General features: G+C 37.8%; 13 protein-coding genes and 1 rRNA gene. All 14 read right to left on the minus strand.

What is annotated here, in order from left to right:
- Window positions 1–89: 89 nt before the first annotated feature.
- Window positions 90–1,106, minus strand: coding sequence for a peptidoglycan bridge formation glycyltransferase FemA/FemB family protein (locus tag ISS83_01995; GenBank protein MBL7142404.1), 1,017 nt, complete (start codon window positions 1,104–1,106; stop codon window positions 90–92).
- The gene (locus ISS83_02000) at window positions 1,096–2,367 is read right to left on the minus strand and encodes an aminotransferase class I/II-fold pyridoxal phosphate-dependent enzyme (GenBank protein ID MBL7142405.1); all 1,272 of its coding nucleotides are present in this window, start codon (window positions 2,365–2,367) and stop codon (window positions 1,096–1,098) included. Before ISS83_02000 ends, ISS83_01995 begins: the two co-directional genes overlap by 11 nt.
- Complete coding sequence (locus tag ISS83_02005; GenBank protein MBL7142406.1) at window positions 2,364–3,860, minus strand: hypothetical protein; 1,497 nt, start codon at window positions 3,858–3,860, stop codon at window positions 2,364–2,366. The genes ISS83_02000 and ISS83_02005 overlap by 4 nt, the downstream gene beginning before the upstream one ends.
- Before the next feature lie 3 nt (window positions 3,861–3,863).
- Entirely contained in the window at window positions 3,864–4,646 is a 783-nt protein-coding gene (locus tag ISS83_02010) for an alpha/beta hydrolase (protein ID MBL7142407.1), read from the minus strand.
- Between the two features lie 129 nt (window positions 4,647–4,775).
- Entirely contained in the window at window positions 4,776–5,183 is a 408-nt protein-coding gene (locus ISS83_02015) for an adenylyltransferase/cytidyltransferase family protein (GenBank protein ID MBL7142408.1), read from the minus strand.
- Between the two features lie 6 nt (window positions 5,184–5,189).
- Window positions 5,190–6,467: a serine--tRNA ligase gene (gene serS, locus ISS83_02020; GenBank protein ID MBL7142409.1), complete on the minus strand. Its 1,278-nt coding sequence runs from the start codon at window positions 6,465–6,467 to the stop codon at window positions 5,190–5,192.
- Entirely contained in the window at window positions 6,461–7,675 is a 1,215-nt protein-coding gene (locus tag ISS83_02025) for a M20 family metallopeptidase (protein MBL7142410.1), read from the minus strand. The genes serS and ISS83_02025 overlap by 7 nt, the downstream gene beginning before the upstream one ends.
- A gap of 10 nt (window positions 7,676–7,685) precedes the next feature.
- On the minus strand, window positions 7,686–9,152 hold the full coding sequence (gene lysS, locus ISS83_02030) for a lysine--tRNA ligase (protein MBL7142411.1): 1,467 nt from the start codon (window positions 9,150–9,152) through the stop codon (window positions 7,686–7,688).
- Window positions 9,153–9,190: 38 nt separating this feature from the next.
- A complete protein-coding gene (locus ISS83_02035; GenBank protein ID MBL7142412.1) occupies window positions 9,191–10,666 on the minus strand; it encodes a cobalamin-dependent protein in 1,476 nt (491 codons plus the stop codon).
- Between the two features lie 31 nt (window positions 10,667–10,697).
- Window positions 10,698–12,713 carry a penicillin-binding protein 2 gene (mrdA, locus tag ISS83_02040; protein ID MBL7142413.1) on the minus strand — a complete coding sequence of 672 codons (2,016 nt, stop codon included), beginning with the start codon at window positions 12,711–12,713 and terminating at the stop codon, window positions 10,698–10,700.
- A complete protein-coding gene (locus ISS83_02045) occupies window positions 12,682–13,002 on the minus strand; it encodes a hypothetical protein (GenBank protein ID MBL7142414.1) in 321 nt (106 codons plus the stop codon). Before ISS83_02045 ends, mrdA begins: the two co-directional genes overlap by 32 nt.
- A gap of 3 nt (window positions 13,003–13,005) precedes the next feature.
- A complete protein-coding gene (mreC, locus tag ISS83_02050) occupies window positions 13,006–13,782 on the minus strand; it encodes a rod shape-determining protein MreC (GenBank protein ID MBL7142415.1) in 777 nt (258 codons plus the stop codon).
- Window positions 13,783–14,573: 791 nt separating this feature from the next.
- Window positions 14,574–15,194, minus strand: coding sequence for a hypothetical protein (locus ISS83_02055; GenBank protein ID MBL7142416.1), 621 nt, complete (start codon window positions 15,192–15,194; stop codon window positions 14,574–14,576).
- A gap of 280 nt (window positions 15,195–15,474) precedes the next feature.
- A 5S ribosomal RNA gene (gene rrf, locus ISS83_02060) occupies window positions 15,475–15,585 on the minus strand.
- Between the last annotated feature and the right edge of the window lie 20 nt (window positions 15,586–15,605).

Consider the following 15,605-nt stretch of genomic DNA (forward strand, 5'->3'; position numbering starts at 1 on the left):
ATCAAAAACAAAAGAAAAAACCAAAAAAAACGATTGCGATAAATCGGTTTTTTCCTCTTGTATCTGTGCGATTTCCTGTAATGCTTCATCTAAAGGCTTCTTTTAATTTTCCTCAATTTCTCAAAAGCGAAAGTCAGCCAGTATTTCCAAGATAAAGGAAAATCCTGCGTCTTTAAGTACTGATAAAGTTCTCCGGAAAAGCCCATTTTAAAAAGGGTCGGGCCTGCCCAAGGATGATTGGGATTTTCTTTGGGATCAACAAACCCCCAGAAATCATATGTCTTACATCCCCTTTCTTTTGCTTCTTTTATCGCCTCCCACTGCAAAAGATAGGCAACAGGTATTTTATGATATTTCGGAGATAAAGCTGCCTGATGGTAAAAAGCAATGCCAGACCAAAAAACAACCAAAGCTGAAGCAACAATCTCGCCTTTGTACTTGCCGAAAAATAATAAAGTTTGATTATCCTTTGATAAAACATCAAACTCATTCTTAACAAAATCAAGGGAAAAAGGAACAAACTTTTGATGCCTGGCAACCTCTTTATTAAGCTTGTCAAAAAGCGCCACGTCTTTCATCTCATTGCTTTTTGAAATTTCAATTTCAGGATTCTTTTGAGCCTGGCGGATAAGGTAGCGGGTGGTTTTGCGCATATCAGACAAAAGCTCTTGCTCTGGCAAACTAATATCAAGCTTCAAGGTAGCTTCATAAGCATTGGCATGCATTTGGGCTGTTTTAAAACCAAGCTTTGTAAAAATGTCTTTGTCCCCCCACAAAGGATTCATTCTTATAAAACAAGCTCCCTCTTTTTCACCGAGCTTTTTCAATTCTTCCAAAAGCGCATTTAAAACTTCCAGCTTTTTACTTTCTGTTTTTACATTTGGACCATGCTGAATCAATAAAAAAGTTCCTCTTCTGGCAGAAACCTTTGAAACCAAAGCTGTTCCAACTAATTCATTCCAATCATAAATACCAAGTCTCCAAATCTTATTCCCCATAGCCTTATTGAAATCTCCCCAGTTCCAGGATTGTAAAAAGGTTTTATCAGTAAACGACAAAAGAAAATCTTCCCAAATCTTTTTATCCTGTATTTCCTTAATCTCCATAAGATTTAATGAAATCTGAAACTATTTTCGCTTCTTTCTCAGATATATTGATATGAGTCGGCAGATTTAAAACGACTTTAGCCAATTTTTCAGCTTGAGGACAAGAACCCAATATATATCCTACCTTTTCCAATCTGGTATCATAAGGAGCAATAGGAGTCGTATACCAATCCCCTATTAAAATATTTTTCTGCCAGGCTGATTTAATAATCTCGTGCGCTTTTAAGTGTTTTATCGTAAACCTTAAAAAAGTTTGCTTTGAATCAACTGAATCCAAGGGTAATTCAAAGCCAGTATTCTTTAATTCATTATAGTAAAAATCAGCAATTTCCCGACGATGATTATTAAACTTCTCTAACTTTTTAAACTGATTTAAAGCAAGCATAGCCAAGGCATTGGGCATTCTTTTGGGAAAATGGCAGGGCCTTTTGCCCCTTTTTTCCTTCCAGTGGACAGCTTTTGATAAAACCCGAAGCCACTGAAACAAAACAAGTAAATATTTGCCGAATATCTTATAAGTCGGTAGAATCAGCCAGTTCATCAACACAGGATGCAATAATTGCTGGAAAGTCCAACAGCGAGAAGGATATCCGACTTGCTTTTGGAACTGCCTCAGTCTTCTAGCCAGTTCATCATCATCAGTCACAGCCATTCCGCCGTAAACAGAAGAGATAATCTTATCTCGAGAAAAACTGAAAAAAGCAGCTTTGCCAAAAGTACCCACCTTCTTTCTTTTATAGTTTGCTCCCAAAGCATGAGCGCAATCTTCAATCAGAATTAAATTGTTTTTTTGGCAAACCTCCAAAACTTCCTCCATAGCTGCTGGTAAACCGAAAGTATGCTGAACCATTACTGCCCTGCTTTGAGAACCAATCTTTTTCTGCAAATCAGCTGTATCAATATTAAAAGGTTTCTCGTCGCAATCCACGTAAATAGGCCTTAATCCCGACCAGATTATAGGATTAGAAGCTGCATTGCAGGTAAAAGCCTGAAGCAAGACTTCATCATTTTTCTTCAATCCTAAAGATTCAAGAATAGCCATTAAAGCTGACCTTCCGCTATTAAAAGAAACAACATGTTTCACCCCAAGATATTTTTTAAACTCATCTTCCAGTTCTTTGATTGCTGGACCATCTCGCCAGGGCTGCCAGCCCAAGGCGGGTCCGCCTATGGCGGAAAAAAGCAACTTAAAAGCTAATCGGACATCGTCTTTTTCGACGTTTGGCGATAAAGATATTGAAATTGGTTTTATCAAATTCATAATAAACTCTTAATTAATTGTTTTGGCACCCTGCTTTCCAAAAGCACCACGTCTCCTTCTTTGCAAAAACTTTCAATCTTTTTAAAAATATCTTTGGCATCTGGAATAAACACGGCCTTATCCCCTGCTCCTTCTTTAATTTCTTTAAGTCTATCTTTAGTTGTAATTATAGCTAAATCACAAACCTCGCCAATCTTCCGACCAATCCTCAAATGCACTTCTTTCGAAGCACGACCCAATTCAATCAAACAAGGCATAACGATTACTTTTTTCACCGAGCGATAGCGAAGGTCAAAAAGAGATTCATCTCTTTGAGCGAAAAAACTCTTCAAATATTCCAGATTCGCCATAACCCCATCAGGATTAGCAGAATACGTGGAATCAATAACAGTCAAACCGTTAATTCCCTTTTTAATTTGGACGCCTGGAACTTTATCAACTTTTTCAACAAACCTGGAAATTTCATCTTCCGGTACTCCCAATTCACGGGCCACAGCCACAGCTCCCAGAATATTCTCCTCTCCAGCAAACCTGGCTTCCTGGCCGTATAAGAATTTCTTAATGCTAGTTTTATCACAAAGCCCCAAACAATATTTGTTCTTTGCGTTAAAAAAAGCTACACCGTCTTCTGGCAAACTTTCAATCAGCTCGTATTTTCCTTTAACAATGTTTTCCTGGGAACCGAAGGTAGCCATATGCTGCTCGTTGATTCCGGTCAAAATACCTATTTTCGGCAAAGCGATATCGCACAATAACTTTATCCCTCCCCTGTTATAAGCTCCCATTTCACAGACAAAAACCTCGTGTTCGTCTTTCAAATCATTTAAAATACATTGGGAAATGCCCACCTCTGAGTTTTGATGCTCTTTTGTTTTCAAAACTTTGTATTTAAAAGATAAAATATCAGCTAACAACTCCTTGGTCGAAGTTTTACCGTAGCTGCCGGTAATGCCGATAACCAACAGATTCCCAAACCTTTTTCTTTTTTCTTTCGCTTTCTGAATAATCCGGTTTCTCAGCAAAACAGCAAATGGTTGGAAAAGAAGAACGATCAAAGAAGCAATAACCGGAAGAAAAACATCAAAAACTAAAAGCCAGAAAGCGAACAAGCGAATGTTATTAATATTTGAAAAAACAAAGAAAACAATCAATCCCTCAGTAAGCAATCCCATTAATATTAAAAAGGCGGTCTTTTTAGTCAGAACCGGCCTCCTCAATCTTCTCTTCAAGATATCCAAGGTAACTTTAAAAGATTCAAAGATATATAAAAAAAGAATCAAAAAGAAAACTAAAACAGGATAAAAAGGAAAAAGAATCAATAAGAATATTTTAAAAACATTCAATTTGCTGAAAAGCAGATTCTTGCCTTTTTCAGTGCGGAAATGATCCAGAAACCTGCCAATATGATATTCTTTCAGTTGCCAAAGGTAAAACCAGAACAAAACCGCTTTTGTCGTCCTAACCAGCCAAAGAGAGCTTAAAAGATAAAACATAATTTATTTATTCAAAAACTTTAAAATAGTTTCGGATAATTGTTCCGGCGCTTTTAAATGAGGACTGTGACCGACACCGGGGATTATCGCCAATTCCGAATCAGCGATTTTCTCCTTCAATAAATGGGCAATACTTTGCGGCGTCAGATTGTCTTTTTCGCCCCAAACTACCAATGTTTTATTCTTTATCTGAGGCAAGCAATCAAACAAATCCTCCTCGATAACCTTTTTAAAAGTTTCCTTCATTACCGGGCTTTTTATCGCATAATAGTCCCCGGTTCCAGAAAAAATATATATTGCCCGACGCAAGGAATTATGGAAAATGTTCAAAATCGGCAATTTAGCTAAGAAATGGAAAAACTTTAATCCTTTGATTACAACTCTTTGTCTTAAACTCCAGCTTTTACTCCGCTGCAGCCCGGCTGAACCAACAAGAATAAGGCTTTTCAATTTATTGGGATGCAAAGCGGAAAATTTAATGGCTATCCTTCCTCCGAAAGAATGCCCCAAAAGGAAGAATTTATCAAGTTCCAGCTTCTCAGCGAACCGCAAAACAAAATCAGCGTATTCTTCCACGCCCCAGGCTACAGGCGGATTGGCCGTAGCACCGAATCCCGGAAAATCAGGAGTAATAACCTGATATCCTTTCTCGCTTAAAATCTCCTGGATTTTTACCCAGGAATCAGACGAACCTCCCCAACCGTGCAAAACCAAAATCGCAGGGCCTGAACCTGCAATTTTGTAGTTTGTCTCAAGACCGTTGATTAAAATTCTTACTTCTTTCACCCCGTTAGAAGTCTGTCTTTATATAGTTTGGAACTAATTTCAGACAGATATTTATTTTTGGTAATACCCCGTTATTGCAGAGCAGAAAAAATTAATCTAATTTTTTCTGCCCAAGACTTCTAACGGGGTTCATTTAATTTTATTTAAGATAGTTGAATGAAATTTCCCCGGTTTATAAGCTTTCAATTTATAAAGCTTTATTTTAGAATTTATCTTTTTTAACTCTGCAGATAAATTTCTGATAAATGTTTTTTGGTCGTAACCTAAACAAATTACATCGGGATTTATTTCTTTAATGATTCGATACGGGTTATTCCTGTAGCCTAATACTGCTTTATTAACTAACTTACAAACACTAACATCTCTTAATCTTTCTTTTTCACTCTTAAAAGGCGAGCGTTTTTTTATTTTTTTAACTGTATTATCCCTAGCAACCACTGCTATTAAATAATCGCCATACTTTTTTGTTTGCCTAAAAAAGCTTAAATGTCCTTTATGAAGATTGTCAAAAGTTCCAAAAACCAAAATCTTTCTCATAAGTAGTTAATTTTCCTTTCTAATCATTTTTAACCCTTTTAGATAATGTTGAAGAGCTTCCGGTATCTGAACACTTCCGTCTTTTTGCTGATAATTTTCAATTATAGCGATAATAATTCTTCCTATGGCAAAAGCGGTGCCATTTAAAGCATGAGCAAATTCTAACTTTTTTGTCTTTGAATCTCGATAACGGATATTCAAACGCCTTGTTTGGAAGTCTGTATCATTAAAAGTGCTGTGTGTTTCACGATAGCGATTTTCTTTTGGCAGCCATGCTTCAATGTCGTAACAAGCAGCTGCTGGAAAACCAAGATCTCCAGTACAAATATTAATAACCCTATAAGGAATTTTTAAAGCATTCATTAATTTTTCCTGGCAAGATAACAAGAATTCATGTTCTTCTCTCGTTTTTTCCGGATGACAAATACTAAACATTTCTATTTTATCAAACTGATGAACCCTTAAAATTCCCCTTGTATCTTTACCATAAGCGCCAGCTTCCCGTCTAAAGCAAGTAGAAAAACCAAGGTATCTGCGAGGTAAATCTTTTTCCTCAAAAACCTCATCTGCATGCATGCCGGCAATCGGCTGCTCAGCGGTTCCTGCCAGATATACATTGTCTTTTTCAATAAAATACCTCTCTGGCTTATCTCTTTCTGAAAGATGACCAGATTTCTCCAACATTTCAGGCCTCAACATAACCGGTGGGATAACTGGAATAAATCCTTCTTTAACTAAAGTATCAAAAGCTAAGTTTATCAAAGCAAACTCAAGCAAAGCTGCCTCGTTCTTTAAATAACCAAAACGAGTTCCTGAAACTTTAGCTGCTCTTTTAACATCAATTAAATCTAATGATTCGGCAACTTCTAAATAATCTTTTGGATTAAAATTAAATCTGGTTTTTTCACCAACCTCTTTTACAACAACATTATCATTCTCATCCTTGCCACTAGGAACTTCATTAAAAGGAATATTTGGAAGTTCATACATCAGCTTATGGAACTTCTTTTCCAGATCTTTCAAGTTTTTATCCAACCTGTCGCTATTTCTGTCTAATTCCTTCATCTCCAGAATAATCTTGTTCTTTTCCCTTGAGCTGGCAGTTTTCTGGATTTCCTTGTTGGCTTTATTCTTTTTGGCTCTCATATCTTCTATACCCTGCAAAGCTTCCCGCCTCCTCCTATCAATATCCAAAAGCTCGTCAATGTCAACTTTGACATTCTTTTCCTGGCAAGCTCGTTCCACTTTCTTTGAATTATCACGAATGAATTTAATATCTAACATAAAAAATCAAGAGTGGTTAAGGCATAAATTTTTGTTACATCAATCATGCTTTTTAGTTCCACGTATTCATTTCTATCGTGTGCTCCTTTACCATCGCAACCGAAATTCACAGCCGGAATCCCTTTCTCGATAAACATCCACATATCGCTCCAAGGACCAGAACCTTCAGTTAAAGGTTCTTTTTTTAGCATCTGTTTACTATTTTTTTTAAGAATTTGAATAAATAATTCTGATGGTTTTACAAAAACTGCTGGCACATAGACGATTGGCGTTAACTTATAGTTCACCCCTAACTTATCTAAACTTTTTCTAATTTCTTTTTCCATGAACTCTTTGGTAATCCCGGGTAGAATTCTTGCGTCACCAAAAGCCAAACAAGAATCTGGAACCATATTTATTGCTTTTCCACCTTTAATTAATACTGGAAAGGTTAATACATTTTTTCTTTTAGGAAAAACCGGATGTTCTTTTGTCGGAAAGCTAAAATCTTGTAAAGCATAAATTACTTTCGCCATTTCCAATATAGCATTTAATCCTTGATTCTTCTGCTCCCATTCTCTTGAACCGGTATGGACCGCGTCCCCAAATACTTCTATTTTGAATCTATAACCACCCCTATTTCCAATGGTGATTTTTTTTGCTCCTGGTTCTCCAACTATTGCCGCATCGCCAGTATAACCCTTTTCTAAAAGATACCTTGTGCCGAAATGTGAAGCGGCCATTGGTTCTTCATCAATAACGAATTGCAAACAAATTTTTCCTTTTAATTCTTTCTCAAATTTCGAAAGAGCTTTTGCCATAAAAATATAACAGCAAAGGCTAGCTTTCATATCCAAGGCACCGGCGCCATAAAGTTTCCCATTCTTTATAAAACCCAGAAATGGATTAAAGTCATATCCCTGGGCCGGCGGAACAGTATCCATGTGACCATTAAAAATTAAAGTTTTCTTTCCTTTGCCAAACTGACAAACCACATTGGGTCTAGAAGGAGAAACGCTTTCAAATTTTGGCTCTAAGCCCAACTCTTTCAATTTTTTAAAAATCAATTCTGCCAATTCTAATTCAATGGGATCATAGGGGCTAGACTTTGTCGGGTCATCCATATGAGGATTTACCGAATGAGTTTGGACTAATCTCTGCAAAAATTCAATCTGCTGTTTTTTTGATTTTTCTATTTCTTCAATAACTTTTAATTTAATTTTTTCCATAATGAGCTTTTTATCTTTTTGGACGCATTGTTGGAAATAATATAACTTCTCTTAAAGAATGGGAATCAGTTAATAAAGCGACTAATCTATCAATCCCCATGCCGAATCCGGCAGCCGGCGGCATACCGTATTCCAAAGCCTCAATGAAATCCTCATCCATTCTCTGAGCCTCTTGTAATCCTTCCTTAAAGAACTTTTCCTGCTCTTTAAAGCGCTTTCGCTGTTCTGAAGGATCATTCAACTCAGAATACGCATTAACCAGTTCCCAGCCGGCAACAATCAAATGGAAATTGGCTGATCTTTTCAAATTATCTTCCAAGGTTTTGGCCAAAGGCTTCAAAGACGAAGGATAGTGAATTATGAAAGTGGGGTTCCAGATTTTCGGCTGGCAGTATTTCTTGAAAATTTTGTCTGCCATTTCCGGCTTGCCCTCCCCTTTTTCAACTTTAATTTCCAGCTTCTTTGCTTTTTCTTTCAGCGCTTTTTCGTTTATCTCTTCCAGATCAATCTTTGTATATTTTTTAAACAAGCTGTTGAATTCCATTCTCGGCCAGGGAGTTTTAAAATCAATCTTTTTCCCTTCGTATTCAACCTGCAGCTTACCGAATATGTTCTTGACAACGATTTCAATCATTTCTTCTGTTAATTTCATTGCCATTTTGTAATCGGCATAAGCCCAGTAGAACTCAAAAATAGTATAGTCGGGATTATGAAACCTGTCCATGCCTTCATTTCTAAAAACCCTGCCTATTTCGTAAACTTTTTCAAATCCGCCGACCAAAAGCCTCTTTAAATAAAGTTCTGGCGCAATGCGCAAAAATAAAGGTAAGTCTAAAGCATTTAAATGTGTTTTAAAAGGTTTGGCAGCCGCTCCTCCGTAAATCGTCTGCAAAATAGGCGTTTCCACTGCCAAGAATCCTTGTTTTTCCATAAACTGCCTGATTTCCTGAATGATTTTTGAACGAATCTCGAATTTCTTCCTTACTTCAGTATTAAAAAGCAAATCCAAGTATCTTTTCCTGAATCTTTCTTCAACGTCCTGCAACCCGTGCCATTTTTCCGGCAAAGGCAGCAATGATTTAGCCAACATCTTAAAATCGCTTATCTCTATTGTCCTCTCCCCCTTTTTTGTCTTAAACAAAATCCCTCTCAATTCAATGAAATCGCCGATATCAAAACCATCCGAAAAAAACTTGTATCTTTTCTCGCCTACTCCATCTTTCTTCAAAAAAGCCTGAATCTTTCCTGTTCCGTCTTCAATATCCAAAAATACAGAACCGCCGTGTCCCCTCAGAGATTTAATACGACCAACCAAAACAATCTCTTTCTGGGAACGGGAAAGAACATTAAAATCAGCCAAAGCCTGTAAAACACTATGGGTTCTTTTGCTCTTTTCAGGATACGGATTCAAAAGCGATTTTTTAATCGCCTCTAACTTCTTCAACCGAATTTTCCTTAATTCTTCAATCGTCGCCATATTTTAATCTTAGTTTATTTTTTCATTAAGGTCAAAATCTAATTCGAGATGGCTTCGGTATCCTGTTTTATCTCTTGGCTAAATATTTTTAGAATTTTTCGTTTGGTCGTTCGCAAAGGATTAAAAATCGCATTGATTAACTTCGGAGCATATCTAAAGCTGAAAATTTTGTCAACCAAGAAAACCAAAGGATGAGAAAAGGGCAACTTAAAGAGGAAACTGTAGATTCTTTTTAAGAAATAGAAATAATGGAATAAAAAGTCAATCTGCTCTTTTTTGATAGTAGGCAAGGATAAAATAGAGTAAGAATAATAATTTTGGGGAATTTTTTCTTTTTCTTCTTTAAGAAAGCCTTTTTGAAGGCAAAAATCATAAAGATGAGTTCCTTTATATGGATAAAAAATAGAAACAACCGATATATCCGGTTTAATTTGGGCGTTTAATTTAATCGTATCTAAAATTTCTTTTACTCCCTCACAAGGCACTCCTATCATATTATAGGCTTGAGCTTTAATCCCTTTCTTTCTAGATAACTTAAAAGCTTTTTTAATTTGGGCAGTTGTTATGCCTTTATTCAAAACTTCTTTTAAAATATAATCATTGCCCGATTCCACTCCGAATCGAAAAAGATGAGCTCCGGCTTCTTTTAGGGTATTAAAAAGTTCCTCATCAGCTAAATCCGCCCTCATATCAGCCGAAAAAGGAAGTCCTACCTCCTTCTGATAAAATTTTGTAAATTCTTTAACCCATCCCCTATCAACAAAAAGTAAATCGTCATCAAAACGGACGAATTTAATAAAGGGGTATTTTTTAATTGTTTCTTTTATTTCTGCTATGGCCAATTGGGGAGACCGAAAACGAATATAATTTTGAGGGTTGGGATAAAGTTTTCTTAAAGCGAACTCGCAGCAAAAGGCGCATTGATAAGGACACCCTCGAGAAAACATAAAAGTGCCCACACCTTTTTTTTCTAAATTAAGATGGGGGTAGTCAAAAATCTCCCGATCAGGAAAAGGCAACTGATTAAGATCTGGGATGCATGGTCTAATTTTATTTTTGAATACTTTTCCATCTTTTTTAATCCAGATACTCTCAATATTTTCAGTAGGTTCTTTCTTCTCAATTTTTTGGCAAAGCTCCGAAAAAGCCATCTCCCCCTCCCCACGACAAATCATATCAATGTTTTCGTCGCTCAAAACTTCTTCCGGACAAATTGTTGGATGAACTCCGCCACAAATAATAGGAACTTTAGTGATTTCTTTAGCTACGGCAGCATATTGCCGAACCAAATGAAACATATGAGAAGTAGAAGAAAAACTAATCAAATCTGGTTTTAAGACTTTTATTCTCTTTTGAAATTCAGCGAAAGAAATCTGTTTAGTAAGTTGAATAAGATTGGTTTGATGGCCATCCTTCTTTAAAACTGCCGAAAGATAAGCAATACCATGATAAAAATAACCGCTATAGGTCGGGTCGTCGGTGGCTAAATCAAGATAAACAAAAGTAATGCGCATAGAGAATGTAAATTAAATTTGAGTTTAATTATTATTTATTAAAATACCACTCTAAAACCGCTCTGGCCACTGGCAAGGCAGCAGCTTGAACTCCAATTATATCTTCAATCATCACTGTCAAAACAATTTCAGGATTATCGTAAGGAGCAAAAACCGTAACCCAGTTATTATAGTGGTCTCTTCCCAGTTCAGCAGTTCCAGTTTTAGCTGCGGAAGAAACGGGCAAAGTATTTAAAAAAACAGAAGAAGCTTGAGGACTGTTTTCTCCTGTCACTGCCTGCCTCATTCCCTCTCTGACAATTTGAAGATACTCAGAATCAATGAAATTCTGGCGGATAACTTTTGAAGAAAACTGCTCTACCAGTTGGCCTGAACCGTCAATTATTTCTTTGACAACTTGAGGCTGGTACATTATGCCTCCATTAGCAATTGCTCCAAAAGCAGTAACCACTTCCAAAGGCGTAATCTGAATATAGCCCTGGCCGATAGCTAAGTTGTAAGTGTCCCCGTCCCACCATGCTTCTCCAATTTTTTCCTTTTTCCAGGCTTGATCAGGAATGAATCCGGCAATTTCCCCGGGCACGTCAATTCCTGTTTTTTCGTCCCAGCCGAACAATTCAAGATACTCTTTGATCTTAGTCGGGCCCAATCCGTCCTGCTTTTCATATCCTCCGCCGACCGTATAGAAATAGACATTGCACGATTCGGCAATCGCTTTTCTCATGTCAGTCCAGCTGTGAATGGCATTGTCTTTTTTAATTGTCGGATTGCCAGGATCCCAGGGATTGGGAATCTCAATCTGTCCGTGGCAGCTTATCTCTTTGTCAGGATCAATTATTCCTTCTTTCAAAACAGCGGAAGCAATCAAGGGTTTGATCGTGGACCCTGTCAGATATCTCCCGGAAATGGCCCGGTTAAAAAGAGGATTAAGCTTCTGAGAATCGTTTAAAAGAAACTGCAAGGCTTTTTCGTCAGCCCCTTTCTGGAATAGATTACTGTCAAAGCTAGGCAAAGAAACCAAAGACAGCACTCCCCCGTTTCTCGGATCCAAAGCAATGGCCACTGCTTTCTTGGTGCCTGTATTCTGTAAAATTGCTTTTAACTCAGTGGTAATTTTCCTTTGAAGTTCAGCGTTCAGCCACAAAACCAAGCTGTTCCCGGATTCAGGCAAAGAAACTGTTTCTTCTGAAATGGCATTGCCCAAAGCGTCCCTTTTAATCCTCAACTCCCCGGGATTCTTCCTTAAAGCGCTTTCATAGAAGCTTTCCACGCCGGTTCTGCCGACATAGTCATTAACCAAATAAAAATCTGGATCTCCTTCAAGCTCCTTGCTTTGTATCCTGCCGGTATAGCCTAAAAGATGGGCAAAAACTTCGCTGTCTTTGTACTCTCTGACAACGTTGCTGCCTATCTCAAAGCCGATCAAAGCGCCAATCTTTGTTTCAAATAGAATTAATTCCTCATGAGAAAGATTTGCAGCCACTAAAACTTGGTCTGATTCAGATTCTTCAATCTCTTTTTCAAGCTCTCCTACATTTTTCTTTAAAATCCCGGCAACCTCCCGAAAAACCTTCTTTTTTTCAGCTTCAAGCTCGGAAAGCTCAGCTTTCTGGCAAACTAAATTAAATGTTGATTTATTAAAAACCAGCTGTTCAAAATTCCGATCGTAAATCACTCCCCTTTCTGCCCGAATTTGATGGATAATGAATTTATTCTTATTGGCCAACTGCATAAAATCTTTTCCTTCTATTACTTGGAGCTGGAACGTCTTGCAGAAAAGAATCAAAAGGATAAAAAAACAAAAAAGATAAAACCCCTTGATGATTTTCTGCATAAGGGGAACCTCGAGCTTCCTGCCGGAAAAGCCGAATTCTTTCTCCTGTTTTTCAGCCAGAGAATCCAGGATAATTTCATGCGGCTCAATATCCTGTTTGGAAGCCAGCTGGATCCTCCTGTTACCGAGTTTCCATTTATGGAAGCGAGGTGAAAGAAGAGGACGAAGTCCTCTTTGCCCTTTAAAACTTTTTAATGATTGGAATCCGAACATATTGTTTCAAAACTATTTTCAAAAATAAGGAAAATAATATCAAAATGAGAGTGTAAGAGCCGAAAAATCCTAAAAAACCGCTCAAAGAGAAAATATCCAGATAAAGGCCGCCGACAACAGAAGAAATTATGGCCGATTCCCGGCCGGGACCAAAAACATTGATAAGAATTACCGCAAGCAAAACAAGATTGGGCATAATGCCCCATATATTAAAATGAACCAAAAAGCTGGTCTGAATCAAAATCAAAAGATAGAAAAAGAAAATAAAAAAAAGAATTCTTTTAATCATCAATTAAAAATTAGTAATAACGAACAGATAATCCAGATTTCCAATATCAAAGCCAGGATCTATTACTGCTGTCTGGAATTGCTCGACATCCGACTTTCTCACTTCTTTGATTTTTCCAACCAAAAAACCCTGAGGGAAAACGCCTCCCAAGGCAGAAGTAACAATCAAGTCGCCATTAGAAATTTCTTTGTCTTTTGGCACCAAATCAAAGGAAAGCTCAAAGCTTCCTTTTCCTTTTACTATTCCGTAAATTTCCTTTTCTCTGATTTCCGCGTCAAAAGAACTTTTTTTGTTTGAAATCAAAATCACTTCTGAAAAATTCCGGTAAACCTTGCCGACTCTCCCCAAAAGCAGTTTCTGGCTGGTAACCACCGGAAATCCTTCTGAAATTCCGTCTCCTGTTCCCTTATTGATTAAAATTGAATCTGCAGAAACGTCTTTGCTAATTATCTGAACCAACTCTAATTGGAATTCTTTTTCCAAGCCGACATCCAAAGCCTTCCTTAAAAATTCATTCTCTTTTTTAAATTCTTGCGAAGCAACCACTTCACTCAAAAGCTCCTGATTTTTTAAATTAAGATCCGCCAATTCTTTCTCCAAGCTTTCTGTTTTTGCCATTCTGCTAAAAAACCCGGAAACATTATCCCCTAATCTCCAAAAGGCTTTTTGAGAAGGGGCTGATACGGAATAAAAAAAATCTTTAATGTTTTTTGAAAAACCACTCAAGTTCAAAACAACGAAAATAGCCGCCGCTAAAATCAACAATATGATAATTTTCATACTTTGACGCCTCTTCATTGAACTAATTTTACCCCGTTAGAAATTTTATAGCAATAATTAACAAAAAACGCAGTTAACACTCAAAAAACAAATTTTTTCAGAAGACAAGGTATTAAAAATTTCTAACGGGGTTTATCATAAATCAAAAGTATTTTCCAAATTTAAAGACCTGTTAATTAACCGGTATTGACAAGGATTCTTGCATCAATATACTAATCTTAGCAATTAAAAACCAAGCTTCCGAAGGAGGTCAAAGAGGTAAACCTCTTCTTCCGTTTCAGTTAAAACTTCGGTAAGCGAAGGTGGAAAAGAGCGCGAAGCGCTCTTTGACAAGGTCGGTCTAATATTACAAAAAGTTTTAACTATTTTTTAAAATTCTCATGATGAAAGACGAACTTTTCGTCTCCCCGGTTTGCCTGGAGGACGAGGAAAATGAGGAAGAATCATCGGACTCAGAAAAAGATTCCGAAGAAGATGATTCCGAAGAAGATCCAGAACTAGAAAATGAATACTGAGATTAGGACGGAGACAGCGAATAAAGACAAATCAAAAAATCACCCAAAAACAGGTGATTTTTTGGTTCTAAACCAGGTAGTAGAAATTTGCCTTTTTTTAAAAACTATCGCGAAGCGAGGCAAATTTTCACTACCTGGCAAAAGGCGTTGGGAACGAAGCGGAAAGCCGTAACCATCCGCATATTCGCCTACTACCATTATTATTGTATCACAAAATTATAAATCCCCCAAAAAACTTTTGGAGGATTTGCGAACGAAAACGAAGTTTTCAAAATATTAGATACTTGCGAGAACCGCCGAGGGACTGCTGACGTCCCAGTCGTCCTCAAGCCAGTGGTAGCCCCAGTTCCACTGACCATCAGCCCAGCACAGAAAGAGAACGCAGCGACGACCACTCGAGTCCCGAAGAATGGTATCAAAGAAAATAAAGGTCGGGTTGCCATTCGTCTTCTCTTTCCAGGATTCCGGAATCAACACCTGGTTTTCCCAAAGCGTCTGGAAGACCTGGACATCCAGACGGATATGACCCGCCTTCTTCAAGCGCTTCAACTTCTCTTCGCCACCGATGTGACTCTCGCCAGACTCGAGCATGTGCTTAAGTTGAACCCTGGCGAGATCCACCTGAGCAAAAGCGAGCGAACGCTCGTCCTGCTCATCAATAGCCCAACCTTGACCCAGTAACTTTACCGAGTCAAATGGTTGGGTGCGGTCAATGGTAATGATGCGCGATTCACCAATAGGGTACGAACCGTTGCAGAACTGATCTCGCTCCTGCATGGTCAATTTGTTAAACCACCCCAAGTGGTCCAAACTAACCTGTCCGTCGCTAATTTTCTGCAACAGATCAATTTGCAGACCAGCCAGTTTGGCCGTATCTGCGCCGATGATAGTATTCATCGTTTTCCTCCCTCTGCTAGCGGGCTACTTCTGTAGTCATAGCCAGCAAACACCGAAAAAATCAGTGCCTTTTGGCTATGACTACAAACTCGCAAATAAACGATAAAAAGAACTATTTATTATTTTCAATAATAACACATTGTTTAATTTTTGTCAATCAAACAAAAAATCACCCAAAAACAGGTGATTTTTTGGTTCCAAACCAGGTAGTAGAAATTTGCCTTTTTTTAAAAACTATCGTGAAGCGAGGCAAATTTTCACTACCTGGCAAAAGGCGTTGGGGTGGCGGCTACCTACTTTCGCGAGAAAACTCACTATCATCGGCCTTGAAGAATTTCACTTCCGTGTTCGAAATGGGAACGGGTGGGACATCTCCAGTATTACCGCCACCTCAACGCCTTTTGCTTTTGC

Source organism: Candidatus Paceibacterota bacterium, from assembly GCA_016782605.1.
Classification (GTDB): Bacteria; Patescibacteriota; Minisyncoccia; order Minisyncoccales; family RBG-13-42-11; genus BS750m-G71.